Origin of the sequence: Paraburkholderia sp. SIMBA_053 (genome assembly GCF_046534895.1) — a bacterium.
GTDB lineage: Bacteria > Pseudomonadota > Gammaproteobacteria > Burkholderiales > Burkholderiaceae > Paraburkholderia > Paraburkholderia caledonica.
Map to the genome: position 1 here is coordinate 876,445 of NZ_JAWRXU010000001.1, position 24,940 is coordinate 901,384.

Consider the following 24,940-nt stretch of genomic DNA (forward strand, 5'->3'; position numbering starts at 1 on the left):
GAGCCGCGCTTCAATCACGCCAGGCAGGCGTGCGCTTTTCAAGGAACGACGCGACGCCTTCGCGGCCTTCCGCGCCGGCTCGCGTGCGCGCGATGCGCGCGGCGGTATCTTCGATCAGTGCATCGTTCAACTCGCGGCCCGCCATGTCCTGCACGAGCCGCTTGCAATTGCGCACCGCTTGCGGACCGTTCGCGCACAGCGTTTGCGCGATCTGCTGCACGGCGGCATCCAGTTGGCCGGCGCTGACCGCTTCGCCGACGAACCCGAGGCGCAGCGCCGTCGCGCAGTCGAACTGCTCGGCGGTGATGAAATAACGGCGCGACGCCTGCTCGCCCAACGCGCGAACCACGTAGGGCGCGATAGTCGCCGGAATGAGCCCTAGCCGCGCTTCCGACAGGCAGAAGCGAGCGCTTTCCACCGCCACAACGATGTCGCACGCCGAGATGAGTCCCATGCCGCCCGCATAGGCGTCGCCATTTACACGGGCGATTACCGGCTTGCTGCAACGATAGATGGACGACAGCATGTTCGCGAGCAGCATCGCGTCGGCGCGGTTCTCCTCGTCGGAGTAGGCGGCCATCTTCTTCATCCAGTTCAGATCGGCGCCCGCGCAAAAAGCCTTGCCGTTTGCGGCGAGCACGACCGCGCGCACGTCGTCGCGCGTGTCCAATGCCGTGAAGGCCGATGTCAGTTCGGCGATCATCGTTTCGTTGAACGCGTTGCGCACGTCCGGACGATTCAGCGTAACGGTTGCAACGTGCCCGGCGAATTCGACATTCAGTGTTTCATAGTGCATCGTGTCGGCTCCCATGCGTCGTGCTGCGTCACATCCGGAACACGCCGAAGCGCGTATCTTCGATCGGCGCATTCATCGCAGCCGACAGACCGAGACCGAGCACGTCGCGTGTTTGCGCCGGGTCGATGACGCCGTCGTCCCAAAGACGCGCGCTCGCATAGTACGGATGGCCCTGATGCTCGTATTGCTCGCGAATCGGCTGTTTGAAGGCCTCTTCTTCGTCGGCGCTCCATGAGCCGCCTCTGCCTTCGATACCGTCGCGCCTGACCGTAGCCAGGACCGACGCCGCCTGTTCGCCGCCCATTACCGAAATACGCGCGTTCGGCCACATCCACAGAAAACGCGGCGAGAACGCGCGACCGCACATGCCGTAATTGCCCGCGCCGAAAGAGCCGCCAATGATCACCGTGAACTTCGGCACTTTCGCCGTGGCCACCGCCGTCACCATCTTTGCGCCGTTACGTGCGATGCCTTCGTTCTCGTACTTGCGGCCCACCATGAAGCCTGTGATGTTCTGCAGAAATACGAGTGGAATCTTGCGCTGGCAGCACAGTTCGATAAAGTGCGTGCCCTTCAGCGCGGACTCGGAAAACAGAATGCCGTTGTTTGCAATGATGCCGACCGGATGGCCCCAGATATGCGCGAAGCCGCACACAAGCGTGGTGCCGTAACGTGCCTTGAATTCGTCGAATGCAGAGTCGTCGACAATGCGCGCGATCACCTCGCGAATATCGAACGGCTTTCTCGTATCCACCGGAATCACGCCGTACATGCTTTTCACGTCGTAGCGCGGCGGCTTCGGCTCCTGCAACATGAGCGCCACGTGCTTCGTGCGGTTCAGATTGCCGACGATGCTGCGCGCAATCGCCAATGCATGTGCGTCGTTTTGCGCGAGATGATCGACCACGCCGGACAGACGTGTATGCACGTCGCCGCCGCCGAGGTCTTCCGCGCTGACCACTTCGCCGGTTGCGGCTTTCACGAGCGGCGGACCGCCGAGAAAGATGGTCCCCTGGTTCTTCACGATGATCGATTCATCGCTCATGGCCGGGACATAGGCGCCGCCTGCGGTGCAGGAGCCCATTACCACCGCAATCTGCGGAATACCCGCTGCGGACAGATTCGCCTGGTTGTAGAAGATGCGGCCAAAGTGGTCGCGGTCGGGAAACACGTCGTCCTGATTCGGCAGGTTCGCGCCGCCCGAGTCGACGAGATACACGCACGGCAAGTGGTTTTCCGCCGCGATTTCCTGCGCACGCACGTGCTTCTTGACCGTGACCGGATAGTACGTGCCGCCTTTGACCGTCGCATCGTTGCAGACGATCACGCACTCGTGGCCCGCAATCCGTCCGATACCGGTGATCACGCCGGCGCCCGGCGCGTCGTCGTTATACATGCCGTAGGCTGCGAGTTGCGAGAACTCCAGAAACGGGGTGCCCGGATCGAGCAGCTTTTCGATGCGCTCGCGCGGCAGCAATTTTCCGCGCCCTGTGTGCTTTTCGCGTGCGGCCTGCCCGCCGCCCAGCGCGAGCTGTTCGACCTTCGCACGAAGATCGGCGACCAGCGCCTCGAGCGCAGCCGCGTTCGCGCGGAAGTCGTCGGAGCGCGGGTTCAGCTTGGATTCGATGATCGGCATTGCGTGGCTTCTCCTGTGTCGATCGGAGAATCGGAGTCGGCGCTTTAGCGCTTACTGCGATCTCATGCCGCTTGTTTGGAAGTTGGCGCGTGAACGCTTACGCAGTCTCGGCAAACAGCTCGCGGCCAATCAGCATGCGGCGGATTTCGCTCGTGCCCGCGCCGATTTCATACAGCTTCGCGTCGCGCCACAAACGCCCAACCGGATACTCGTTGATATAGCCGTTGCCGCCGAGAATCTGGATCGCTTCGCCCGCCATCCATGTCGCTTTTTCGGCCGTGTAGAGGATCACGCCCGCGCAATCCTTGCGGACCTGGCGCACGTGGCCGGTGCCGAGCGTGTCCAGTTGACGGCCAACCGCGTAGAGATACGCGCGGCACGCCTGCAGTGTGGTGTAGAGATCGGCAACCTTGCCTTGAATCAGCTGGAATTCGCCGATCGATTGACCGAACTGCTTGCGGTCGTGAATGTACGGCACGACCGCATCCATCACCGCGACCATGATGCCCGTGGGGCCGCCCGCGAGCACCGCACGCTCGTAGTCGAGGCCGCTCATGAGTACTTTCACGCCGCCGTTCAATTGTCCGAGAATGTTTTCCTCAGGCACTTCCACGTCCTGAAAGACGAGCTCGCCCGTGTGCGAGCCGCGCATGCCGAGCTTGTCGAGCTTTTGCGCAACCGAGAAACCCTTCATGCCTTTCTCAACGATAAACGCGGTAATGCCACGCGAATTCGCTTCGACATCGGTCTTCGCGTAGACGACCAGCGTATCGCAGTCCGGGCCGTTGGTAATCCACATTTTCGTGCCGTTCAGCACATAGCGGTCGCCCTTCCTGTCGGCGCGCAGCTTCATGCTGACCACGTCCGAACCCGCATTGGGCTCGCTCATTGCAAGCGCGCCGACGTGTTCGCCCGACACGAGTTTCGGCAAGTACTTCTGCTTTTGCGCCTCGGTGCCGTTGCGATGAATCTGGTTCACGCACAGATTCGAATGCGCGCCGTATGAAAGACCGACCGAAGCGGACGCGCGCGAGATCTCCTCCATTGCGACCATGTGCGCGGTGTAGCCCATGTTGGCACCGCCATATTCCTCCGAGACCGTCATGCCGAGCACGCCGAGATCGCCGAATTTGCGCCACAGGTCCATCGGGAACTGGTCCGTGCGATCGATCTCAGCCGCGCGCGGCGCGATTTCTTTCGCAGCGAATCCCGCGATGCTGTCACGCAGCATTTCGATTTCTTCGCCGAGCGGGAATTGCAATCCGGGCAGGTTGCTCATTGCGGTGTCTCCAGAGTTCATTGGCGGCCGGACAACGATGCCGGCGAATTCGATCGCGGCCTGGCGGACGGCGGCCGCCTGCTGGGCCGCGTCTCTCGCCATACCTGAGGCGCGCGACGTTCAAGACGCATTTCACGCTAGATTTCCGTAAGCGTCAATAGGTATTTCTGAGTCTCACTCAGAAACTCATCGAATCGGTTCATGGCCGCTGATGCTGTGATAGCATGGACTCAAAGCGGCGTTTTCAGCCGAACCATTCCAGTAAATTGACTTCGACTCATATGACGGTTGCTCTCAAGGCCGAATTGCCCGCATCGCGCCGCCAGCCGGCCGGGCGCAAGTCGCAGCAGCGGGTCAAAGAGATTCTTCAGGCGGGCCGCGACGTGTTCTCCGAGAAGGGCTACGAGCGCGCCACGACCGCCGAGATCGCCCAACGCCTGGGCGTTTCCGAGGCGACCGTCTTCAGCTACTTTCGCGGCAAGCGCGAGTTGTGCGCGCGCGTTATCGGCGACTGGTACGACGAGATCATCGACGCAATCGAATCCGGACTGCCGCGCGACGGCTCGGTGCGCCAGCAATTCGCGTTTATCGTGCGGACGCATTTGCGGCTGATGCTCGTGAACGGCACCGACCTCTGCGCGCTGGTGTTGTCGGAAGGACGCGCGCGTCATCATGAGTTGAGCGAGGCGCTGACCGAGTTGCAGCGCCGCTATACCGCACCGCTAATGCGCGTCCTCGCTCAAGGCCAGGAAAGCGGCCAGATTCGCGCGGACATGCCTTTGCGCCTGTTGCGCTCCATGGTGTTCGGGCCAATGGAACATGTGTTGTGGGACGCGACGCTCGCGAACCGGCACACCGACATCGAAGCAACCGCGGATCAGTTGATCGACGTCCTGTGGGCCGCGTTGACACCGCCCGATCTCGCGGTGAATGCGTTGCAACAGTTCAGGGCGGAAGTGGCGGAAGCAAACCGTCGTTTCGAGGAAGCCACGCGTGAGGCCACTGCGCGCAACGCCGATCCGGCAAGCGGCGAATAGCTTCTGGCGTTTCGGTTTCTGTTTCCCCTACTATTCGTAGTTCTCGCGAGTTCTGTCTGGCGGCGAAAAAGACGCTAATCTACCGGTCTCACGGTAGATAAAGCGCAGCCAAAAGGAGAACACCAGGTGGCAGATCTCAAGCCCGCGAAAGCCGCAAAATCTTCAACGAGCGCAAAGACTACGAAAGCTGCGAAGGCCGGCAACGTCAGGATCGGCATAGGAGGCTGGACCTATGCGCCGTGGCGCGGCACCTTCTACCCTGAAGATCTCACGCAAAGCCGCGAACTCGAGTACGCGAGCCGGCATCTCAGTTCAATCGAAATCAACGGCACCTTTTACGGTTTGCAAAAGCCGGCGAGCTATGAAAAGTGGTATCAGGAAACGCCGGACGACTTCGTCTTTTCGCTGAAGGCGCCGCGTTACTCGACCAACCGCAAAGTACTCGCAGAGGCCGGCGAGACTATCGAACGTTTCTTCGCAAGCGGCGTGCTGCTTCTCAAACAGAAGCTCGGGCCCATCAACTGGCAATTCGCGCCGACCAAGAAGTTCGACAGCGAAGATTTCGAGGCCTTCCTCAAACTGCTGCCGGCGAGCATCGAAGGCATAAAGCTCAGGCATGCAATCGAAGTGCGCAACGACAGCTTCAAGACACCTGAATTCATCTCGCTTGCGCGTAAATATAAGGTCGCAGTCGTGCTGGCCGGCGACAGCGAGTACCCGCAGATCGCGGATATCACCGCGCCGTTCGTCTACGCCCGCATCATGGGTACGACCGATAAACAGGCGAAGGGCTACGCGACGAAAGCACTCGACGCATGGGTCGAACGTGCTCGGCAACTGGCTGCGGGCACGACGCCCGCCGATCTGGAAACGTGCGCCGAGCCGTCCGCAAAAGCGGTTCCGCGCGATGTTTATCTCTACGTGATTAGTGGCTTCAAGGAACGCAATCCGGCCGCTGCGATGGCGTTGATCGAGCGGCTTTGAGCGGCGCCGTTTCGGCGGCGGCATGCGAGTGTCATAATCCCGGCAGCGAACCACACGCAACGACACTACATTCAAGGCCGCGAGGCCACCTCACATCGAAAGTCCGGGAGAATACCTTGAGCGCCATCGACAATCCTCTGCACGACCGGGAAGTCGGCTCGGCCGACGCCACGCAGGACACTACGCGCATTGACGACGTTCGCATCGGCGCGGTCCGCCCGCTGATTTCCCCTGCGCTATTGCAGGACGAATTGCCCGTGCCCGCCACCGTGCAATCGCTCGTGGAAAAGACACGCGCGGAAATCGCAGACGTCCTGCACGAACGCGACGACCGGCTGGTGATGATCGTCGGGCCCTGCTCGATCCACGACCATGACCAGGCGATCGAATACGCACACAAGCTGAAGGCTGCGGCCGATGCGTACAAAGACGACCTGCTGATCGTGATGCGCGTGTACTTCGAAAAGCCGCGCACTACGGTGGGCTGGAAAGGCTATATCAACGATCCGCGTCTGGACGGCAGTTTCCGTATCAACGAAGGCCTGCGTCGCGCGCGGCAATTGCTGCTCGACATCAACGGCCTGGGCTTACCTACCGCCACCGAATTCCTCGATCTGCTCAGTCCGCAATACATTGCCGATCTGATCGCGTGGGGCGCAATCGGTGCACGTACAACGGAAAGCCAGAGTCATCGTCAACTCGCTTCGGGGCTTAGTTGTCCGATCGGTTTCAAGAACGGCACAGACGGCGGTGTACAGATCGCCGCTGACGCGATCGTGGCCGCGCGTGCCAGCCACGCGTTCATGGGCATGACCAAGATGGGCATGGCAGCCATCTTCGAAACGCGCGGCAACGACGACGCCCATGTGATTCTGCGCGGCGGCAAAAAAGGGCCGAACTACGACAGCGCGTCGGTCGCCGCGAGCTGTGCCGCACTCAAATCAGCGGGTCTGCGCGAACAGGTGATGATCGACTGCTCGCACGCGAATTCCGGCAAATCGCATTTGCGTCAACTGGACGTGGTGCAGGACGTAGCGCAACAACTTTCTGCGCAGGAGCGCCGCATTATCGGCGTCATGCTTGAAAGTCATCTGGAAGAAGGCCGTCAGGATCTGAAGGCGGGAGAGCCGTTGCGTTACGGCGTGTCGATTACAGATGCTTGCGTAAGCTGGGCGCAAACCGAACCGGTGCTCGATACACTTGCCGACGCGACACGCAAGCGCCGCGCGAGCTGATCGCGGACACGCGTGATAACTGCATGCAGCAAGCAGGCACACGCGCCGCGCCATCCGCCGATGGATTCGTCCTACCGGGGCTGGGCAGCGCGTGATTCCTCACACCCGAGGCATCGCTCGCGCCGCGCCGTGACAGCGCATTGCGGATGCTCCGGCGTGAAGCGCGTTGCATTACGACGCGTTGACGGCTTCCTTGAACGCCTTGCCTGCGGTGAACTTCACCGTCTTGGCAGCAGCGATCTGGATCTCGGCGCCCGTCGACGGATTGCGGCCCACGCGTGCTGCGCGCGCGCCGGTCGAGAAAGAACCGAAACCGACCAGTTGCACCGTATCGCCACCAACAACGGCTTTGGTCACCGCTTCAACGATAGCGTCGATGGTTTGGCCGGTGGCCGCTTTGCTTTCGCCCGTGGCTGCGGCGACTGCATCAATCAGTTCCTGTTTGTTCATAGCACTTCCCGTATGGTAATCATGGAACCGGCGCTACATCTGTCGCGCCGGGACCGACACACTAACGCATAGGCGCGCTTTCGCGCAAACCCTGCGTGTAAGCCTTGTATCACCCGCCCACAGCCGATTTGACGAATTTGTGCTGCAAAGTGCCCTAAGAATCGCGTGCTTACGTGTATTGCCCGCTTGGCCGGCATCGATCGCGTATCACAATCCGTTGCAATTTCAGTGCTTTAGCGCGACGCAAAAGGGTCGTGGACAAGTTTTTGCTTTGGCGGAGTACTCCATCGGCTACCGTGATTCGGGCAGCGCCGAGCGGGTTTTGAGTTTGCAATTGGGAGAAAGAAAAAAATGAATTTTCGCCATATAGCAACATGTGCACTCGTCGGCGCGCTCTTATGCACGACCGTCTCAGCCGAAGAAAACAGCTGCGCGACGCTGGCGGGAACGACGAATTCGACCTCGCTCCAGCCGTTCCGGGTGCGCGACGGCGAACCCGTCGACCTGATCAGCGGCGCAAAAACAGTGCACGGCAAGCTGCTCGTATTCGGCGAAAACGGCGTGTTTCGCGCTTACTGGCAAGCGGAAAACGGCGCCGAAAAATATGTGCTGGCGAATGCCGGCGACAATGCAGTGCGCCTCATATCCACTCCTCCGCAAGGTAATCCGGCCGCGCAAGGCGAACCGGGCACCACCCTCGGACCATTGCAAGTACTGTCCTGTCCCAAGCTTTGAAGGCCGCCTCAAGGTCAAAGTTACCCACACGGAGCCCGAAGCGCCTGCCGCCTAAGGTGGTGCAGGTCTTAATTACCGGACCACGGTGAATGCTGGACGACGCATCCGATGCATCCGATGCATCCGATGCATCCGATGCATCCGGCGCACCCAATCGCACTCAAGCGCACTCAAGCGCACTCAAGGTCTGATCAGTATGTGCCGATATACCAGGCTGCGTATGCGGCGCAAACGTTAAGGGACAGGAATGGTTGGACTAGCCACTTTGAGGCAGGCATTTTCCGGGGCGGACACAGACCCCGATCTCGTGCGTTCGCAGCTCCAGGCGGTCGGCCGCCAGATTCCGCTTCTTTACTTCATCCTGTTCGTCAATACGCTGGCGGTCACGGTCACGCACGTGCATAGTGCGCCGGCATGGCTTTCGATCTACGCGCCGGGCGCGCTGTGCACGTTGTGCGTCGTGCGATGCATACGGTGGTGGCGCGCGCGGCATCGCGTGCTGACGCATGAAAAAGCCGTGCCCGAGGTACGCAAGCTCGTCTGGCTCTCGAGCTCATTCGGCATTGCCTTTACCACCTGGTCGCTGATGCTGCTGCCGTATGGCACTCCGTACGAGCAGGCGCAGGTTGCGTTCTACATGGCGACTACCGTGGTCGGCTGCGTGTTCTGCCTGATGCACTTGCGCGTGGCCGCCCTGCTGCTCCTGTCCATAGTGATCCTAAGTTTTTCGACGTTTCTCGTCTTCACGGGGTCACCGGTGTTCATCGCGATGGCGATCGACATGACGCTCGTCGGACTTGCACTCGCTTTTATCATCGAGCTGTATCACCGGACATTCTCCGGCGTCGTATATGCGCAGCGCGAATTGCAGGCGAGTCAGGAGAAAACTCAAAGGCTCAGCGACGAGAACTTTCGCCTTGCGAGCATCGACAGCCTGACCGACCTGCCCAACCGCCGCAGCTTTTTCGCTTCGCTTCGGGCGTTGTCCGAGCAGGCACTTGCCACCGGCGGCGGCTTCAACGTCGGCCTCATCGATCTGGACGGCTTCAAGCAGGTCAACGACATCTACGGTCACGCAAGCGGCGACCTCGTGTTGCAGGAAGTCGGCTTGCGGCTGCTCGCGCTGGCCGAGCCCGGCATCTTCTTCGCACGGCTTGGCGGCGACGAATTCGGCGTGCTGGCCCAACACACGCAGTCGAATGAAACGCTATTCGAACTGGGCCAGCGCATTTGCGACTCGCTGAGTCAACCGTATCGTGTGGCAGGCAATATTGCGGAACTGTCGGGCACGATCGGCTGGGCCGCGTTCCCGGATGCGGGCAAAACCGTTACCCAGGTATTCGAGCGCGCGGACGCGGCGCTTTATGTCGGCAAGGAAAGCCGGCGCGGCACGGCTGTGATCTTCTCGACTGAGCACGAAACACGTATCCGTCGTTCGAGCCTGGTTACGCAGGAGCTGCGTCACGCCGAACTGGAGTCGGAACTCTTTCTGGAGTTTCAGCCGATTTCCGATGTCGTCACGATGCGAACCATCGGTCTCGAAGCACTGGGGCGGTGGCACAACCCAAGACTCGGCGCTGTCAAGCCGGAAGAGTTCATCCGGATCGCGGAACGGACCGAGATCATTCTGCGCATCACCGAGGTGCTGCTACACAAGGCGCTCGCCGAGGTGCCGCATTGGCCGAGCGAGCTCTATCTGTCGTTCAATCTCTCTGCAATCGACATTTCGACGTCCGCACGCGCGCGCCGCCTGATCGACATTGTCGCGGCAAGCGGCGTGCCGCCACATCGCGTGTCGTTCGAGATCACCGAAACTGCGCTCACTCGCGATTTCGAGCAAGCACGCTCCGCCCTCACGATGATCAAGCAGGCCGGCTGCCGCGTTTCTCTCGACGACTTCGGCACCGGCTATTCGAGCCTGAGTTACGTGCACCGTCTGCCCTTCGATTCGATCAAGATCGACCGCAGTTTCATGACCGACGTGGATTCGAACAGCGCGTCAAAGAAGATCGTCAAATCGGTGCTCGACCTATGCAAGAACCTCGGACTCGAATGCGTGGTTGAAGGACTCGAAACGTCGTCACAGGCGGAAGTAGTCAAGGCACTGGGCGCTCGCGCAGTGCAAGGCTACCTGTTCAGCCGGCCCATGCGGTCGGGCGCGGTCTCGGGCTATTTGCAGGCAGCACGGGAGCAACGCCACGTGGAAGACGGGGCCGCGTAATCGCAACGGTCGCAAAAGGACGCCGCGCGGCGCAGCGCAACCCGAGCTAACGCAGCGCGGTGTTGTACTCGAGTTTCGGGTACCAGTCGCTGCCCCGACCGCCGGGCGTCATGTCGAGCACGGTCCAAAGAGGCATCACGTCGGGTGCGCCGCGCGGGTCCTGCCCGGGGTCGGCCGTCCACGGACCCATCTCCGCTGCCCAGAAGTGCCGTACCGTACCGCCGGACCGCGTGAATACGTTGAACGCGGGAACGTCGTCGCCATCCGGATCTTCGCCCGCATAGTCGCGATTGAATGTATTGCCTGCCGACGAATACAGCTGCAAATGACGCCAGCCTCGCTCTTTCGCGAAGGCGGCGAGCTTCTCTATCGGCGAGCGGCCGATCACCGCGAACGCGACACGTTGCAGCATGTCGGGCATTTCGCCGTCGTAGGCGCTCAGAAGCGACGTACACATCGGGCAAGGTCGTTCGCGTCCGGGCCCGAACATCCAGTTATACGTGACGAGCGTATCGTGCCTGCCGAACATGTCGGATAGCGTAACGGAGCCGCTCTCGCCTTCAAAACGATAGTCTTCCGGTACGATGCCGCCCGGCGGCAACGCGCGACGCTGCGCGGCAACACGTTCGATATGACGGCGCAGCTCTATTTCTTCGGCGAGCAGATCGTTGCGCGCGCGGCGATATTCCGCGCTTTCGCCAGGAAAGCGCCGCGGCGAGTCCGCCAGTTCGCGGGCCGGCTTGAGGGCCGGTGCTGCTTCGTTCAATTCGGTCATGTGCAATCTCCCTGTCGAGGAAAAGGACCAATGCGTAGCGTGCGCTCCGCGCCCCGCCACCCATATACACGACGATCGAAGCGACGGCGAATCGACAGCCGGCGAGAACATTTCCACATTGCATTTTCCACACCGCATTTGCGCAAGCCTTTGCGCACCGCAACGAAACCGTACGCGTTGTGACCGGCGCGACGCGGTATGCTGTCGCGAAACAGCAGCCACGTGGCCCTGCCCGCGCTGCGCCGCCAGGGGAGATGCAAAACATGCCGCTTCGTCTACCGCCTTTGCCAGCGCTTCGCTTTTTTGAAGCGGCCGGCAGGCATCAAAGTTTCAAGCTCGCCGCCTCGGAACTGAATGTCACGCCGAGTGCGGTCAGTCACGGGATCGTCGGTCTGGAGCAAACGCTAGGCGTTGAACTCTTCGTGCGCGAGCCTCGCGGAATTTCGCTCACTGCCAGCGGCGCGGACTATCTGTCATACGTTTCAGAAGCGTTTTCGCTGATTGCTATCGGCACCCAGCGTCTGCCGAACTATCGCGCGAACCGCCCCATCGCGCTGAGTTGCGCCCCGACCTTTGCGTCCCGCTGGTTGCTGCCGCGCCTGCAGAATTTCAGGGCACGCTGGCCACACGTGAATGTGACTGTCGATACATCGCACCGCCAGGTCGGCTTTCCTGTGGACGGATTCGATTTCGCGGTCCGCATGAGCCGCGCGCCCGTCGCAGGCACGGCGTGGACCCGGCTCTTTGGAGAGCAACTCGTTCCTGTATGCAGCCCCGCCTATCTGGAGTCGCTTCGCGACACGCACGGCACGCCGCTGTTGGGCAAGGCCACGTTGATTCACGTGAACGCCGCGAGCGAAGACTGGCAGACGTGGCTCGAAACCACCGGCATGGAAGGCGTCGATCCCAGCGACGGCTTGCATGTCGACACGATCCAGCTCGCCTTTGAAGCTGCAAGCATGGGGCTCGGCGTTGCGCTCGGCCGCCGGCCGTTGGTGGATCGCGACCTCGTAAGCGGCGCGCTCGTCGAGGCGGCTTCCAGTACGATCGCTTCGTCCACCGCCTACTGGCTCGTCAGCGCGGAGGACGCGCAACGTCGGCCGGAACTACTCGACTTCAGGCAATGGATGCTCGCAGAGGCCGGGCAGTCTTCGTGCGACTTAAGCGTTAGCGCGCACGCACCGCAATAAAGGCTATTGATACTCACCGGATCTCGCCGATCGGCGCCCCCAGTCAATCGCACAGGTGAACGGCGCTCACCTGTCGTCAAAAACTTTTCTTTTGCTGCTTGCGACGCTCGCTGCGACCATTGTGTCGAAGGAGATCAGAACCATGTCGACCGCCAACAGCAAACGCATCGCGCCCGCGTTCAATCACACGACACTCGTCATTCTCGCCGCCGCGCTCATTCTCAGCGCGGCAATGGGGATCCGGCAAACGTTCGGGCTATTCATAGGGCCGTTTTCTTTCGATCGAGGTTTGCCCGTCACGCTGATCGCGTTCGCAATTGCGCTGCACAATCTGGTGTGGGGCTTCGCGCAACCGTTCGCCGGCGCGGCAGCGGACCGCTATGGTTCCGCGCCGGTGGTCGCATTCGGCGCGACGACTTTCGCGGCGGGCCTCGGCCTCGCGGCCGTCGCGCCGAGCGGGCCGATGTTGATCGTCGGCATGGGCTTGCTGGTGGGCATTGGCGTGAGCTGCACCACGTTCGGCGTCGTGTTGCCGGCGGTCGGCCGGGTGGCATCGGCGGAAAAGCGCAGCATGGCGATGGGCCTGGTCAGCGCAGGAGGGTCCGCCGGGCAGGTACTGATGGTCCCGCTCGTTCAGGGGATCAGGCTCAACGCGGGCATTGCCACGTCGCTATTCGTACTGGCTTTCCTGATGCTGATGGTGGCTCCGCTCGGCATCGTACTGGACCGGCGCGCACGAACCGGAACACCGCTTTCCGAGCCGCCGCTCGCGCCGCTACGCAACGTGCTTGCTCAAGCCGCGCAGCATCGCGGATACCGGTTGCTCACACTCGGGTTCTTTACCTGTGGATTTCAGCTTGCGTTCATCGCCACGCATTTGCCCGGCTATCTGTCGCTATGCCACATGCCCCTCGGACTCGGCGCGACCGCCCTTGCGTTGATCGGCTTGTTCAACATGATCGGCAGTTGGGCTTGCGGCTGGTTAGGCGGCCGGTTCCGGCAGCATTACGTGCTTGGCTGGCTCTACCTGATTCGCAGCGTGACGATCGGCGCATTCTTTCTGCTACCGAAAAGTGCGCTGACCGTAGTCGTATTTGCGGCCGTCATGGGCCTCACCTGGCTCGGCACTGTTCCGCTGACGAGCGGCCTCGTTGCGAAAGTATTCGGTACACGCCATCTCGGGAGTCTGTTCGGCCTCTGCTTTCTGAGCCATCAGATCGGATCGTTTCTCGGCGCGTGGCTGGGCGGCGTGGTCTTCGACCTGACAGGCTCGTACTCGCTGCTGTGGCAAGCGACCGTAGCAAGCGGTCTTGTCGCCGCACTGCTGCACTTTCCGATTGACGACACTGCGCTGCACACGCCCGCACTGCGTTCAGAACCGGCGAGCGCATGAGCACTGCATAAGCAGTTCGAGGTCTATTTCTGCGGTGAATTCTGCGGTGACTCGGAAGCGGCTTTCGGCACGCGCCCCATCAGGTAGAACTCGTCGTTGGGGCGCATTGAAATGACATTGGCCATGCGGTTCGACAAGCCGAAAAACGCTGTAATCGCGGCAATGTCCCAGATGTCTTCGTCCGTGAATCCGTGTTCTCGCAACGTCTGGAAGTCGGCATCGTCGACGCTGCCCGATTCGCGGCATACCTTCAACGCGAAGTCGAGCATGGCTTTCTGCCGCGCGGTAATGTCTGCCTTGCGGTGGTTCACGGCAACCTGATCCGCGAGCAGCGGCGCCTTTTCGTAAATGCGCAGAATCGCGCCGTGCGCAACCACACAATAGAGGCAATCGTTCACCGCGCTGGTGGCGACCACGATCATCTCGCGTTCGCCTTTGGTGAGCCCGCCCTCTCTCAGCATCAATGCATCGTGATACGCAAAGAACGCACGAAACTCATCGGGCCGATGCGCAAGCGTCAGAAATACATTGGGCACGAACCCGGCTTTTTGCTGTACTTCGAGAATGCGTGCGCTGATGTCGTCGGGCCATTCGCTCGGATCGGGCACCGGGTAGCGGCTGATTGGCTGAAGATTGGCCATGCTGTGTCTCCGTTATAGTGCTTTATGTCATGACGATTGTAGCGCTCGCGCGCATTAGCATGGGCGCAGCGCGAGCAGCCCGTTTCGCATAACCGCGCCCACGCTCTTCCAGAAGTAGCTGCAATCCGGTATTTTCCATCGATTCATATTCGATGAGCGCGCGGATTCATGGACCGTCTTGAAGCAATGTCGATTCTGGTAGCCGCGGCTGAGACCGGCAGTTTCTCCGCGGCGAGCCGCAAGCTGCGTATACCGCTGCCCACCGTCAGCCGCAAAGTCGCTGAACTGGAGGCGCATCTGAACGCGCGTCTCCTTGTACGCTCGACCCGCAAGCTCACGCTGACCGAAGCGGGCGTAACGTACCTCGCCGCGTGCAAGCAGATTCTCGAGCAGGTCAGCGAAGCGGAAAGCGCCGCGGCGGGCGAGTACAGCACGCCGCGCGGCGAACTCGTCGTGACGGCACCCATCGTATTCGGGCGGCTGCATATGCTGCCCATCGTCAGTGATTTTCTCGCGACGTTTGGGGAGATAGCGGTGCGGCTCGTGCTCGCCGACCGCAACCTGCATCTGCTGGACGACCATATCGACGTTGCGCTGCGCATCGGCAAGCTTCCCGACAGCAGCATGGTCGCGACGCAGGTCGGCACAGTGACCCGCGTGGCTTGCGCGAGTCCGCACTACCTCGCGCAGGCGGGCGAGCCTGAAACACCCGCCGATCTGATGCGCTTTTCGTGCGTGAATTTCGATTCGCTGCCTTTGGGCGACGTGTGGAACTTCGCCACGAGCAGCGGCCCGCACGAAGCCGTTCCGATTCACGCGCGGCTCTCGGTGAATACAGCGGAGGCGGCCATCGACGCCGCCATGGCGGGTGTCGGTGTGACCAACGTGCTGTCGTATCAGGCGGCGCGAGCCGTCGACGAAGGCAAGCTGAAACTGGTGCTGCGCAGCTTCGAACCGGAACCCATACCCGTGAGCATCATGCATGCGGGGCAAGGAAAATTGCCGCTGAAAACGCGCAGTTTCATTGATTTCGCGGTGCCGCGTTTGCGCGCGGCTTTGGCGCGAGACAAGGACATGCTGAGCGCGAAAGCCATACCGCGCAGCAGGCAGAAACGCGCATCGCGAACCTGACAGCGCTCAGCTTCAGGTTCGAAAGCAACGCATCTATCGCGTAGACTTCACTTCACAACGCGGACCACGACGAACCTTCCCGCTGTTGCCAAGGAGCCGCCATGTCAAACGTTTTGCACGACGCACAGCAAACCGTCGTCAGGGTTCGCCCGGACGAGGCGATCACGACAAGCCAGCGCTTGCCGTATTTTGTCGGCATTTCGCGAGGCACGGCTGGGGCAACAGGTTTGTCGATGTACATGGTCGTCGTGCCGCCCGGCGGGCATGCGGAACCGCATTGTCACGCCGACTATGAAACGGCGATTTACATGCTCGAAGGACGAGTCGAAACCCGCTACGGTCCCGGTTTGCGCGAGTCGGTCATTACCGAAGCCGGCGATTTCCTTTTTATTCCTCCGGGCATGCCGCATCAGCCGTTCAATCTTGACGACACAGTCGCAGCAAGAGCGATAGTCGCCCGCAATCAGCCGGACGAGCACGAACGCGTCGTGCCGTATGACCCTGCCGGAGACGCAGAGCGCGCGCCGCTTCTCCCAGACGCATGACCGCGTGGCATCGGAGCGATGCAATGCGCGACGGGCCACACGCCGGCCCATTGCAAATGGGTCGCGCGGAAATGCCGCGATATTGCGAAGCGAACGCTTGCGGTGCGGGCTTACTGGCTCGCGGCCGATGCACCGCCCATGGGTGCCGCCGTGCCGCTGCTCATGGCCGCCGGCCCGCCTGTGCCCGCGGTTCCGGCCGTATCGTTCGAGCCCGAGCGCTTGCACCCCACGGTGCCGCCTGCCAGCGCCGCGATCAACACGGCGGTCATTACCTTTCTCAGCACTGGTTCCATCATCCTCTCCTCACGGGTCGGGCGCGTCGCACGTTTCATCGTCGGCAAAAAGCGCAACCACTTTGATGAAATGTGCGGGCGTCGGTCACTGCAAGCGCGAACGCAAGAGAACCTGACCCACGATCCGCATGCGAACGCGACACGGTGATAAAACGCGGCCGTTTGCTGCCCTGGTACAACTTGCAATCACATGTAAAAAACGGGCAGCGTTCAAGTGCCATGCGCGTCGCCGCATCCATTGGTTTCACCGCACGACTGCCCGCGCATGCTCGCACAGGCCGTCACATTGCTTAGGAGTTCGCAGTTCAGGGAAGAGACGGCCACGCATATCAGTCACACATGCATGACTTGCGCCCGTTGTGAGAAGTTGAAGACGCTGTTTCAGGACGCCCGAAACGCATTCCTCAACAGGATCGGCATTCACGCATAGCGCGCGAGGAACATATCGGCCGTTGAGTCCGCGATTGCCTGCTGTTCGGCACTGTCAAGCGGCGGCTGTCCCATTGTCACCTGCGGCCAGAAAGCGAATGCTTTCACGAGACCCTGCAACTGATGCGCGGCAAACACGGGGTCTGAAATCCGCAGACGTTTGTCGGCGGCTGCCGCGCGGATCCACACAGTCAGGTCTTCCTCGCGTTCGCCGAGGCGCGCCACCATATCGCGCGCGCGTTCCGGAGAATGGATGCCGGCGGCGATAGCTACGCGCGCCAGCGCCACGAAGGCCTCGTCGTTCATCAGCCTGAGCTTGCGCATCAACAGTTCGATCAGTTGCTCGCGCAAAGGCGCTGCCGCCCGATAAGCGAACGCCTCACCCGAATGGCTCGCGTCCCACAACTGCCGCAATATCTCCGCGAAGAGCGCTTCCTTGCTGGGGAAATGGTTGTAGACGGTCCGCTTCGAGACGTTTGCGCGCGCGGCGATGCGATCCATGCTGGTCGCGTCGAAGCCAGCCGCGAGGAATTCTTCGATAGCCGCGGAAACCACGGCGACGCGCTTGCGGTCGGTCAGGCGTTGATGAGTGAGGCTCGGGTCCATCCGGAAATTTTACACCGAGTGGTTTACTTTTCGAGATTATAAATTACACTACCCAGTCTACTTTCCACGTCAGGACGTCACACATGACAGCGCTCATCGATTCGATCGGCCGTGTTCTCGGTTTCACCGCTGCGAAGCGCGGGCGCGAGCTTTCCGGGTTGTCGCCGCAGCACGACGGCGAGCGTTTTCGCAACGTCAAGCCGCGTCCCGTCGAAGGATTCGGCAAAACCGTGCGCATTGCGTGGAATGTGCTGCTGAACAAGCCGCAGGGAACCGTTCCGGCCGGCGCACTGCCTGTCGACACGTTGACGCAAGAGCAACTCGATACAGCGCCCGACCGCAGCCTGTACCGGCTCGGTCATTCAACGGTGCTGCTGAAGCTGCGCGGCCGATTCTGGCTGACCGATCCGGTGTTCGCCGAACGTGCATCGCCGTTCCAGCGTCTCGGCCCGAAGCGTTTCCATGCGCCGCCCATCGCGCTTGCCGATTTGCCGCCGCTTGCCGGCGTGATTCTTTCGCACGATCACTACGATCACCTGGATCGGGAAACGGTGCGCGCGCTGGCCGCTACGACGAAGGTGTTCGTCACGCCGCTCGGCGTGGGCGACCGGCTGATCGACTGGGGCATTGACGCGAGCAAGGTGCGCCAGCTCGACTGGTGGCAAAGCGTTGAAATTGACGGCATCGCATTCACGGCGACGCCGGCCCAGCATTTCTCGGGACGCAGCCTGTTCGACGGCAACAGCACGCTGTGGGCGTCGTGGGTCATCGTCGACGAAGATCTGCGCGTATTTTTCAGCGGCGACACCGGCTACTTCGACGGCTTCAGGACCATCGGCGAACGCCTGGGTCCATTCAACGTGACGCTCGTCGAAACGGGCGCGTACGACGCGCAATGGCCTTACGTCCACATGCAGCCCGAAGACACCGTACAGGCGCATATCGACCTGCGCGGCCAGTTGCTTGTGCCGATTCATAACGGCACGTTCGATCTGGCGATGCACAAATGGTACGAACCATTCGAACGGGTGCTCGGGCTTGCCGCCGCGCGTGGCATCGCGCTTTCCACCCCGCGCATGGGCCAGCTGTTAGATCTCGCCGCGCCGCATCGAGGCGAGCGTTGGTGGCGCAATGTCGTTGAGCCGGTTAAGGCGCCGCAGCCATCGCAGGGCTTTCTCGCGCGTTCATTCGCACGCGTGTTCTCATGCAACCGCGCGGGGCGGGCGAACTCCTGAGGCAGCGTACGGAGGTCCATTCAACGAACTTCCGCAGCCTTTTCAGAAGGTATGCTGGATGCCCACGCCATACGTGCTGCCGGAAGGATTGGCCGTGAGCTTGTCGTACGAATACACCGTGTACACGTAGGTGCGTTTAGAAAGAATATATTCGTAGGCCAGACTCCCCGTGTTGCGCACATCGCTGCGGTCTCTCGGCGCGCTGTGTTTGGTGCGCGCCCACTCGGCGAGAATCACGTTGGACGGCGTGAGCGGAACGGAAACACCCAGTTCATAAGTATGCGAGCCAGTTTCGACGTTGTTGTTGCTGGTCATTTGCGCGGCGCCGTAGACCTTCATGAACTTCGCGTCGTACGCGGCGCCGGCGAGGTAAAGATACTGTCCCGTTGACGGCGCGACCGCCGCCGTCCGCACGCGCTGCGCAGAAAACACCGCAGTCAGCGGTCCATTCGCATACGTCAAATGCAGGCCGACGTTGTCGCGCCCCTGATGGCCCGTCGTGCTGCTTACGCTATAAATCGCCGTGCCCGTCAGTCCGCCGTAATTCGGCGATACGTACTCGATTGCGTTTTGCCAGACGGTGTCGCCGATCACCGTATTGTTGTAGCTCGCCGTATACGACTGCACGATCAATGGCGAGAAGACCACGGAAGAGCCGAACGGGTTGACGAATTGCTGGTTGATGTACGTTGGATTAGTTTGCTCGCCGAACTTGAACGTACCGTATGCGCCGGTGAGTCCAACGTAGGCGTTGCGCGAAAAGAGCCCGTCGGTCGTATTGCGTCCCATCTGTCCGGTGTTCGGACGGAAAAAACTTTCGAGGCTGAAGATCACCGCGTTACCGCCGCCTATATCTTCACGGCCGCGGATGCCCCAGAACGACGTGGTCATTCCGCCACCGCCCATTTGCACCGTGCTTGCGCGGGCCGTACTGACTTTCGCGCTGTCGATATACATGCCGATCAAGCCGTACATCTGAACCGACGAAGTCGATAACGACGCAGCGCCTGCCGCGGCTTGCGAAGAATCGGCGTTCGCTGTGCCGCTCACTAACGCGAGCAGCGCCGATGCAATGCATGTTGCTTTAAAGCGTGCCCCGTGGCGCATGCCGTTTGTTGTTGTGCACATGGATTATGTCTCCAGACCAGTTTGTATTTTTTGAGCGCAAGCTGCCCCTGTTGCGTGCGCGTAGGCGCACGCAACCAGAACGATCTCTATTGTTTTGCAGCGGCTAGGTGGTCAAAGCATGCGGTCAATCCGCCCGTCGACGCGACATGCCTGCATTCAGCTTCGAACGGTCGAGTTCGTGCTCCCACGCGGACACGACGAGCGTGGCAACGCCGTTGCCGATCGTGTTCGCAATCGCGAGACCTGTACCCATGAAACGGTGAATACCGAGAATCAGCACCATGCCGGACACTGGAATCAGCGGGAAAACCAGCAGCGTGGAAGTGAGCATCACGAACGCGGCACCGGCCACACCACTTGCGCCTTTCGACGTCAGCATCGCCACGCCCACGAGCGTCAACTGTTGCGTCAAGCTGAGTTCGATGTTGAACGCCTGGGCAATGAAAAGCACCGCCATCGTCAGGTAGATGTTCGTGCCGTCGAGATTGAACGAATAGCCCGCCGGAATAACGAGTCCAACGACCGATTTCGAGCAGCCGAGGCGCTCGATTTTTTCGAGCATTTGCGGAAGCGCGGCCTCAGAAGAACTCGTGCCGAGCACGACCAGAATCTCTTCGCGGATATAGCTCATGAAACGAAAAATGCTGAAACCCAGCAGCCGCGAAATTGCACCGAGCACGACGATCACAAATACGGCGAGCGTCGCATAGAACGCGCCGATCAGCTTCAGCAGCGGCACAACCGCGCCGATTCCGTAGGTGCCGATCGTGAACGCAATGGAGCCGAATGCGCCGATTGCCGCCACCTTCATGATGATGTGAACGATGCCGAAAAACGTATGGGCAAAGTAATCGATCATTGCAATCAGCGGGCGCCCGCGCTCTCCGGTCGCTGCAAGCGCCGCGCCGAACAGCACTGAGATCAGCAGGATCTGCAGCACGTTGCCCGACGCGAAGGCGCCCGTGACGGTGTCGGGAATGATGTGCATCAGAAACTCGACTGTATTCTGCTGATGTGCAGCAGTCGTGTAACCGGCCAGAGCTTTTGTGTCGATGGTGGCCGGATCCAGATTAAAGCCACTGCCCGGGTGAAAGATGTGCCCTGCTACAAGACCTATCACGAGCGAGAGCGTCGACACGATCTCGAAGTACAGCAGCGCCTTGCCGCCGACTCGCCCCACCTTCTTCATGTCGCCCATTCCGGCAATGCCGGTCACCACAGTACAGAAGATGATCGGGCCAATGACCATCTTGATGAGCTTGATGAATGCGTCACCGAGCGGCTTCATTTTCACGGCGAGCGACGGCGCGAAATGCCCGAGCAGCACGCCGATAACGATCGCGGCAAACACGTGGAAATACAGCGTTCTGTAAAACGGCTTCTTCGCGCCCGGCGCGGACGAGGTCATGACGGCACTCTCGCTCATGAAGCGGCTCCGAATCGGCAAACCCGGGAATCAGTTCTAGTCATCTTCGTCTCCATCGAAATTGATGAGCGGAAAGTCGATAAATGTCGCCTTCCGCATGCCTGCCGTCTCACGCGGCAGTTCAGGACATGATTGCGGCTGCAACTACACGTCGAAGCCGTAAAGCCGCGCGGGATTCGTCACCAGCAGTTTTTCACGCAATGCCTCGTCCGGGCAGAAGCGTAATAGCAGATCGACCAGTTCGCCGTCGTTCGGCATGTCCTTGCTGATGTTCGGATGAGGCCAGTCCGTGCCCCACAGCACACGGTCCGGCGCGGCTTCGATCAGCGTTTGGGCGAACGGAATCGCATCGTCGAAAGGCCGGCGGCCTGCAGACACGCGCTCGGAACCGCAGACTTTGACCCATGCGAGCGGATTGCGCATCAGTTCGAGCAGTTGCCGGAACGGCTGTTGATCGAGGCCTGCTTCGGCGCGCACGCGACCCATGTGGTCGATCACGAACGGCACCTTGATACGCTCGATCCGCTCGGCGTACTGCAGGATATCCTGCGCATCCAGATGCAGCACGACATGCCAGCCCAGCCGCTCGATCCGCTGCAGTACCCGGTCGAACACGTCGAGATCCGGCGCGCCGCCAAGATGCGCGACGAAGTTGAAGCGCACGCCCCGCACGCCGCGTGCGTCGAGGTCGGCGAGTTGTGCGTCGGTCACATCGCCGTCGACTATCGCGACACCGCGATAACGGCCGTTGCCACGCGCTATCGCATCGAGCATCGCGGTGTTGTCGGTGCCGTGACAGCTCGCCTGCACGATCACACCGCGGCTCAGGCCGAGAAAATCATGCAACGCGACCAATTGATCGAAAGGCGCATCGGGCGGCGTATAGCTGCGATCGGGCGCATACGGAAAAACTTCGGCGGGACCGAACACATGGCAATGCGCGTCGCAGGCGTTGGCGGGCAATTGCTGTGCGGGCCGGACAGGATGGGGATCGGGCGGCAAACAGGATTTCATGGAAGCGTCGTCTCTATCTGGGTGGCCGCGCGGCGCGGCTCTCTATGTAAGCTGGCAAGTGACTGGCAAATGAGCTGGCAAATGAGCTGGCAGATAAGCTGGCAAATGAGCTGCCAGGTAAGCTGAAGTAAGCCGATTGTCGCGGGGAGCGTCGCTCGATACAATCGCTATACCAAACTAGCTGATATGTGAAATTCACATACCTCCCGCCATGGACCTCAAGCAGCTGGAAGCGTTTGTGCATGTGGCCGAACTCGGCAGCTTTACCCGCGCCGCCATTACGCTCGACACCAACCAGCCTGCGCTGAGCAGGCTCGTGCGACAACTCGAAGTGGAATTGCGCCATACGCTGCTTGAGCGAAATGGCCGCGGCGTCGCTCTCACGCCGGCAGGTCAGCGAATGCTCGCTCATTCGAAAGGGATCCTCTCGCAGGTCCAGCGCGCGTCGCAAGATCTGGACGAGTTGCGCGGTACCGTCGGCGGGCATTTTTGCATTGGCATTACGCCGAGCTTCGCGAAAGTGGCGACCAACGAACTGGTGCGCAGCTTTCGTACGTCGTTTCCCGGCGCGACCATTTCCGTTGCAGAAGGTCTGTCGACCTATCTGATCGAATGGCTGATGATGGGTCGTGTCGATGTGGCAGTTCTTTACGACACGTTCGATACACCGCTGATCGACAAACGCACCGTATTCACCGAAGAACTCTTTCTGATCGGTGCTGATAACAGCGAAGCGCAAGCCGAATCCGCACGCGAGCCGGTGGATGCAATCGCGTTGCGCGATATTCCGCGTTATCCGCTGGTAATTCCCGGGCGTATGCACGCAATCCGGCGCATGCTCGAATCAGTCGCTGCCGAGCAAGGGGTAAGGCTCAACATCGAACTGGAGGTGGATGCGGTGTCGTCGATTCTCGATCTGGTCAGCGAAGGCATCGGCTACGCAGTGCTGCCGCTCAACGCAACCGTGAGCGACGCGCTCAAACGGCGCTTTAGCGTCACACGGATTACCGAGCCGACATTATTCAGCCGCCTTGCTATTGCGACGAGCAGTAAGCATACGTTGTCGCAACTGGCGGTTCAGGCGATTGCAATGCTCGAAGAGCGGGCATTGCCCCTCTACAGTGCGGTACGCAGCAGGTAGAAAAGGGGGACGTCTTCGCCATAAGCTTGCAGTACTTTAAATCGCTAATCCGTAATCACCACGGCAACCGCTTTTGCGTGGGTCAATTCAAATGTACTGAGCCGGCCCGCGCGAACGTCGAGTACCAGGCGCTCGAGAAATTCCACTTCGCGTTGGCGTGGCACGTCGTCGCTGGTTGCGGCCGCAATCTTGTCGAGGCACATGCGCCGGCGCGCCAGCAGGAAATTCACGGCACTAGTACGCCGCATAAAGAACTGCTCCATCTTCGTGTGATCAACGCATTGCTTGTTCTGGAAAGCGACCATAGCACGCGCATATGGAGCAAAAGAGCGGCGCAAAGAACTCGAAAGGAACACCGCTCGTCTGTCTTTTTCGGCTCTCGCCCCTCCCGGTCAGCATTCGAAAATTTAAGCGCCGCTTTAACTGCAATTGCCTTCTGTTCGCGGCCGCAAACGCCAACATCGCGCCAATCCGGCCGTAGCGACGGAATTGCCCGGAGCGCATCTGGCAGCGCGCGACGCTTGCCGCTTTGCTATTGTCAGCCGCCAATACGATACTAGTAGCCTGTTCGTATTCCGCCTTCGAGGAACTGCTAATGACTGCCCTGCTCACTCGCGAATTCGCTTCGAAATTCGCCAACCTTGCGCTCGCCCACCTCACGCGCGAATATCCGAACAAACTCACGCATTCGCTTGCCGGCCCCGAAGACGTCAAAAGCCCTCGTGCATTGCATCCGATCTTTTATGGCAGCTATGACTGGCACTCGTGCGTGCACGGCTACTGGCTGGTTCTTCATCTAATAGAGCGCTTTCCGGACCTGCCGGAGGCAGCACGTATCGTCGCTGTGGTCGACGAGCATTTCACCGCGGCAAACGTGGCCGGCGAGCGCGCTTATCTGGACTTGCCGCACAACCTTGGCTTCGAGCGGCCGTATGGCTGGGCATGGCTGCTCGCGCTCAGCGCACAGTTGCATTCGTTGAAGCTCTCGGATGCTGCGCGGTGGGCGAAAACGTTCGCGCCGCTGACCGAAGTTTTCGTCGAACGCTTCCAGACGTTCCTTCCCAAGGCCACCTATCCGTTACGTGTCGGCACGCACTTCAACATGGCGTTCGCGCTTGCACTCACACTGGATTTCGCGCGGCAAACGTCACATAGCCAGCTCGAAGCGCTGATCGTCAGTACCGCGGAGCGCTGGTTTTTGCACGACGTGGGGTGCCAGGCATGGGAGCCCGCGGGCGACGAGTTTCTGTCCCCTTCGCTGATGGAAGCCGAGTTGATGCGGCGTGTGTTGCCGCCCGCTCAGTTCGTCGACTGGTTCGGCCGCTTTCTTCCCGATCTGGGTGCGAAAAAGCCCACGACGCTGTTTGAACCGGTTACCGTCACTGATCGCACCGACGGCAAGATTGCTCACCTCGACGGCCTCAATCTGAGCCGTGCATGGTGTCAACGCTCGCTGGCCCGCGCGTTACCGGCGCAAGACATAAGGCGCGCAGTGCTGTTCGATTCGGCCGAGCGGCATTTGCAAAGCGCACTGCCTCACGTGGCGGGAGATTACATGGGCGAGCACTGGCTGGGCACGTTCGCTACGCTCGCACTGGAAGCGTGAGTTGGGTGCAGGCC

24 protein-coding genes are annotated in these 24,940 nt (G+C 60.8%); 13 read left to right on the top strand and 11 right to left on the bottom strand.

What is annotated here, in order from left to right:
- Positions 1 to 10: 10 nt before the first annotated feature.
- From SB753_RS04045 to SB753_RS04055, 3 genes are all read right to left on the bottom strand, one after another.
- Positions 11 to 796: an enoyl-CoA hydratase/isomerase family protein gene (locus tag SB753_RS04045; protein ID WP_087753596.1), complete on the bottom strand. Its 786-nt coding sequence runs from the start codon at positions 794 to 796 to the stop codon at positions 11 to 13.
- A 28-nt stretch (positions 797 to 824) separates the two neighbouring features.
- Complete coding sequence (locus tag SB753_RS04050) at positions 825 to 2,432, bottom strand: carboxyl transferase domain-containing protein (RefSeq protein WP_020066372.1); 1,608 nt, start codon at positions 2,430 to 2,432, stop codon at positions 825 to 827.
- Between the two features lie 97 nt (positions 2,433 to 2,529).
- A complete protein-coding gene (locus SB753_RS04055; protein ID WP_392393777.1) occupies positions 2,530 to 3,711 on the bottom strand; it encodes an isovaleryl-CoA dehydrogenase in 1,182 nt (393 codons plus the stop codon).
- Between the two features lie 281 nt (positions 3,712 to 3,992).
- Here SB753_RS04055 and SB753_RS04060 point away from each other — a divergent pair, with 281 nt between their 5' ends.
- The 3 genes from SB753_RS04060 to SB753_RS04070 all read left to right on the top strand — a co-directional run bounded on the left by SB753_RS04060 (position 3,993) and on the right by SB753_RS04070 (position 6,967).
- The gene (locus SB753_RS04060) at positions 3,993 to 4,748 is read left to right on the top strand and encodes a TetR/AcrR family transcriptional regulator (protein WP_408198245.1); all 756 of its coding nucleotides are present in this window, start codon (positions 3,993 to 3,995) and stop codon (positions 4,746 to 4,748) included.
- Between the two features lie 126 nt (positions 4,749 to 4,874).
- Complete coding sequence (locus SB753_RS04065) at positions 4,875 to 5,732, top strand: DUF72 domain-containing protein (protein ID WP_410799091.1); 858 nt, start codon at positions 4,875 to 4,877, stop codon at positions 5,730 to 5,732.
- Positions 5,733 to 5,848: 116 nt separating this feature from the next.
- Positions 5,849 to 6,967 (top strand): 3-deoxy-7-phosphoheptulonate synthase, encoded by a 1,119-nt coding sequence (locus tag SB753_RS04070; RefSeq protein ID WP_410799093.1) that lies wholly within the window; start codon positions 5,849 to 5,851, stop codon positions 6,965 to 6,967.
- A 171-nt stretch (positions 6,968 to 7,138) separates the two neighbouring features.
- On the opposite strand, the gene SB753_RS04075 is transcribed toward SB753_RS04070, so the two are convergent.
- On the bottom strand, positions 7,139 to 7,417 hold the full coding sequence (locus SB753_RS04075; RefSeq protein ID WP_006049832.1) for an HU family DNA-binding protein: 279 nt from the start codon (positions 7,415 to 7,417) through the stop codon (positions 7,139 to 7,141).
- Positions 7,418 to 7,768: 351 nt separating this feature from the next.
- Here SB753_RS04075 and SB753_RS04080 point away from each other — a divergent pair, with 351 nt between their 5' ends.
- Together SB753_RS04080 and SB753_RS04085 are read left to right on the top strand one after the other, a co-directional pair.
- A complete protein-coding gene (locus SB753_RS04080; protein WP_410799095.1) occupies positions 7,769 to 8,152 on the top strand; it encodes a hypothetical protein in 384 nt (127 codons plus the stop codon).
- Positions 8,153 to 8,399: 247 nt separating this feature from the next.
- Positions 8,400 to 10,373 (top strand): putative bifunctional diguanylate cyclase/phosphodiesterase, encoded by a 1,974-nt coding sequence (locus tag SB753_RS04085; protein WP_410799097.1) that lies wholly within the window; start codon positions 8,400 to 8,402, stop codon positions 10,371 to 10,373.
- A 46-nt stretch (positions 10,374 to 10,419) separates the two neighbouring features.
- On the opposite strand, the gene SB753_RS04090 is transcribed toward SB753_RS04085, so the two are convergent.
- Positions 10,420 to 11,148 (bottom strand): DUF899 family protein, encoded by a 729-nt coding sequence (locus SB753_RS04090; protein WP_410799098.1) that lies wholly within the window; start codon positions 11,146 to 11,148, stop codon positions 10,420 to 10,422.
- 263 nt (positions 11,149 to 11,411) lie between these two features.
- Here SB753_RS04090 and SB753_RS04095 point away from each other — a divergent pair, with 263 nt between their 5' ends.
- Both SB753_RS04095 and SB753_RS04100 read left to right on the top strand, forming a co-directional pair.
- Positions 11,412 to 12,338, top strand: coding sequence for a LysR substrate-binding domain-containing protein (locus SB753_RS04095; RefSeq protein WP_410799099.1), 927 nt, complete (start codon positions 11,412 to 11,414; stop codon positions 12,336 to 12,338).
- Between the two features lie 142 nt (positions 12,339 to 12,480).
- Positions 12,481 to 13,731, top strand: coding sequence for an MFS transporter (locus tag SB753_RS04100; RefSeq protein WP_410799100.1), 1,251 nt, complete (start codon positions 12,481 to 12,483; stop codon positions 13,729 to 13,731).
- Positions 13,732 to 13,754: 23 nt separating this feature from the next.
- Here SB753_RS04100 and SB753_RS04105 read toward each other — a convergent pair whose 3' ends face one another.
- Positions 13,755 to 14,372 carry a peroxidase-related enzyme gene (locus SB753_RS04105; protein WP_410799102.1) on the bottom strand — a complete coding sequence of 206 codons (618 nt, stop codon included), beginning with the start codon at positions 14,370 to 14,372 and terminating at the stop codon, positions 13,755 to 13,757.
- A gap of 168 nt (positions 14,373 to 14,540) precedes the next feature.
- On the opposite strand from SB753_RS04105, the gene SB753_RS04110 reads away from it, so the two are divergent.
- The 3 genes from SB753_RS04110 (at position 14,541) to SB753_RS04120 (ending at position 16,489) form a co-directional block, all read left to right on the top strand.
- Positions 14,541 to 15,503, top strand: coding sequence for a LysR family transcriptional regulator (locus SB753_RS04110; protein WP_410799103.1), 963 nt, complete (start codon positions 14,541 to 14,543; stop codon positions 15,501 to 15,503).
- A 101-nt stretch (positions 15,504 to 15,604) separates the two neighbouring features.
- Positions 15,605 to 16,048, top strand: a complete 444-nt coding sequence (locus tag SB753_RS04115) for a cupin domain-containing protein (RefSeq protein WP_088173978.1) — start codon at positions 15,605 to 15,607, stop codon at positions 16,046 to 16,048.
- A 138-nt stretch (positions 16,049 to 16,186) separates the two neighbouring features.
- Positions 16,187 to 16,489: a hypothetical protein gene (locus tag SB753_RS04120; RefSeq protein ID WP_410799105.1), complete on the top strand. Its 303-nt coding sequence runs from the start codon at positions 16,187 to 16,189 to the stop codon at positions 16,487 to 16,489.
- A gap of 272 nt (positions 16,490 to 16,761) precedes the next feature.
- On the opposite strand, the gene SB753_RS04125 is transcribed toward SB753_RS04120, so the two are convergent.
- Complete coding sequence (locus SB753_RS04125; RefSeq protein ID WP_214879095.1) at positions 16,762 to 17,376, bottom strand: TetR/AcrR family transcriptional regulator; 615 nt, start codon at positions 17,374 to 17,376, stop codon at positions 16,762 to 16,764.
- Positions 17,377 to 17,459: 83 nt separating this feature from the next.
- Here SB753_RS04125 and SB753_RS04130 point away from each other — a divergent pair, with 83 nt between their 5' ends.
- Entirely contained in the window at positions 17,460 to 18,611 is a 1,152-nt protein-coding gene (locus SB753_RS04130) for an MBL fold metallo-hydrolase (protein WP_410799107.1), read from the top strand.
- A 42-nt stretch (positions 18,612 to 18,653) separates the two neighbouring features.
- Here SB753_RS04130 and SB753_RS04135 read toward each other — a convergent pair whose 3' ends face one another.
- From SB753_RS04135 to SB753_RS04145, 3 genes are all read right to left on the bottom strand, one after another.
- Complete coding sequence (locus SB753_RS04135) at positions 18,654 to 19,739, bottom strand: porin (RefSeq protein WP_374726800.1); 1,086 nt, start codon at positions 19,737 to 19,739, stop codon at positions 18,654 to 18,656.
- A 124-nt stretch (positions 19,740 to 19,863) separates the two neighbouring features.
- On the bottom strand, positions 19,864 to 21,165 hold the full coding sequence (locus SB753_RS04140) for a dicarboxylate/amino acid:cation symporter (RefSeq protein WP_410799109.1): 1,302 nt from the start codon (positions 21,163 to 21,165) through the stop codon (positions 19,864 to 19,866).
- 144 nt (positions 21,166 to 21,309) lie between these two features.
- Positions 21,310 to 22,179, bottom strand: coding sequence for an amidohydrolase family protein (locus tag SB753_RS04145; protein ID WP_088173980.1), 870 nt, complete (start codon positions 22,177 to 22,179; stop codon positions 21,310 to 21,312).
- 211 nt (positions 22,180 to 22,390) lie between these two features.
- On the opposite strand from SB753_RS04145, the gene SB753_RS04150 reads away from it, so the two are divergent.
- Positions 22,391 to 23,320, top strand: coding sequence for a LysR family transcriptional regulator (locus SB753_RS04150; protein WP_020066391.1), 930 nt, complete (start codon positions 22,391 to 22,393; stop codon positions 23,318 to 23,320).
- 44 nt (positions 23,321 to 23,364) lie between these two features.
- Here the strand turns inward: SB753_RS04150 and SB753_RS04155 are convergent, their stop codons facing one another.
- Positions 23,365 to 23,568 carry a hypothetical protein gene (locus tag SB753_RS04155; protein WP_087753600.1) on the bottom strand — a complete coding sequence of 68 codons (204 nt, stop codon included), beginning with the start codon at positions 23,566 to 23,568 and terminating at the stop codon, positions 23,365 to 23,367.
- Positions 23,569 to 23,915: 347 nt separating this feature from the next.
- Between SB753_RS04155 and SB753_RS04160 the strand changes: the two genes are divergently transcribed.
- Positions 23,916 to 24,926, top strand: coding sequence for a DUF2891 domain-containing protein (locus tag SB753_RS04160; RefSeq protein WP_410799111.1), 1,011 nt, complete (start codon positions 23,916 to 23,918; stop codon positions 24,924 to 24,926).
- Positions 24,927 to 24,940: the final 14 nt, after the last annotated feature.

What these genes read in the sequence shown, in the direction of transcription:
- SB753_RS04100 (WP_410799100.1), top strand. Translation starts at nt 12,481, where the DNA reads ATGTCGACCGCCAACAGCAAACGCATCGCGCCCGCGTTCAATCACACG.
- SB753_RS04120 (WP_410799105.1), top strand. Translation starts at nt 16,187, where the DNA reads ATGGGTGCCGCCGTGCCGCTGCTCATGGCCGCCGGCCCGCCTGTGCCC.
- SB753_RS04115 (WP_088173978.1), top strand. Translation starts at nt 15,605, where the DNA reads ATGTCAAACGTTTTGCACGACGCACAGCAAACCGTCGTCAGGGTTCGC.
- SB753_RS04045 (WP_087753596.1), bottom strand. Translation starts at nt 796, where the DNA reads ATGCACTATGAAACACTGAATGTCGAATTCGCCGGGCACGTTGCAACC.
- SB753_RS04095 (WP_410799099.1), top strand. Translation starts at nt 11,412, where the DNA reads ATGCCGCTTCGTCTACCGCCTTTGCCAGCGCTTCGCTTTTTTGAAGCG.
- SB753_RS04150 (WP_020066391.1), top strand. Translation starts at nt 22,391, where the DNA reads ATGGACCTCAAGCAGCTGGAAGCGTTTGTGCATGTGGCCGAACTCGGC.
- SB753_RS04105 (WP_410799102.1), bottom strand. Translation starts at nt 14,372, where the DNA reads ATGGCCAATCTTCAGCCAATCAGCCGCTACCCGGTGCCCGATCCGAGC.
- SB753_RS04050 (WP_020066372.1), bottom strand. Translation starts at nt 2,432, where the DNA reads ATGCCGATCATCGAATCCAAGCTGAACCCGCGCTCCGACGACTTCCGC.
- SB753_RS04160 (WP_410799111.1), top strand. Translation starts at nt 23,916, where the DNA reads ATGACTGCCCTGCTCACTCGCGAATTCGCTTCGAAATTCGCCAACCTT.
- SB753_RS04110 (WP_410799103.1), top strand. Translation starts at nt 14,541, where the DNA reads ATGGACCGTCTTGAAGCAATGTCGATTCTGGTAGCCGCGGCTGAGACC.
- SB753_RS04090 (WP_410799098.1), bottom strand. Translation starts at nt 11,148, where the DNA reads ATGACCGAATTGAACGAAGCAGCACCGGCCCTCAAGCCGGCCCGCGAA.
- SB753_RS04140 (WP_410799109.1), bottom strand. Translation starts at nt 21,165, where the DNA reads ATGAGCGAGAGTGCCGTCATGACCTCGTCCGCGCCGGGCGCGAAGAAG.
- SB753_RS04155 (WP_087753600.1), bottom strand. Translation starts at nt 23,568, where the DNA reads ATGCGGCGTACTAGTGCCGTGAATTTCCTGCTGGCGCGCCGGCGCATG.
- SB753_RS04060 (WP_408198245.1), top strand. Translation starts at nt 3,993, where the DNA reads ATGACGGTTGCTCTCAAGGCCGAATTGCCCGCATCGCGCCGCCAGCCG.
- SB753_RS04085 (WP_410799097.1), top strand. Translation starts at nt 8,400, where the DNA reads ATGGTTGGACTAGCCACTTTGAGGCAGGCATTTTCCGGGGCGGACACA.
- SB753_RS04130 (WP_410799107.1), top strand. Translation starts at nt 17,460, where the DNA reads ATGACAGCGCTCATCGATTCGATCGGCCGTGTTCTCGGTTTCACCGCT.
- SB753_RS04075 (WP_006049832.1), bottom strand. Translation starts at nt 7,417, where the DNA reads ATGAACAAACAGGAACTGATTGATGCAGTCGCCGCAGCCACGGGCGAA.
- SB753_RS04145 (WP_088173980.1), bottom strand. Translation starts at nt 22,179, where the DNA reads ATGAAATCCTGTTTGCCGCCCGATCCCCATCCTGTCCGGCCCGCACAG.
- SB753_RS04055 (WP_392393777.1), bottom strand. Translation starts at nt 3,711, where the DNA reads ATGAGCAACCTGCCCGGATTGCAATTCCCGCTCGGCGAAGAAATCGAA.
- SB753_RS04080 (WP_410799095.1), top strand. Translation starts at nt 7,769, where the DNA reads ATGAATTTTCGCCATATAGCAACATGTGCACTCGTCGGCGCGCTCTTA.
- SB753_RS04125 (WP_214879095.1), bottom strand. Translation starts at nt 17,376, where the DNA reads ATGGACCCGAGCCTCACTCATCAACGCCTGACCGACCGCAAGCGCGTC.
- SB753_RS04135 (WP_374726800.1), bottom strand. Translation starts at nt 19,739, where the DNA reads ATGTGCACAACAACAAACGGCATGCGCCACGGGGCACGCTTTAAAGCA.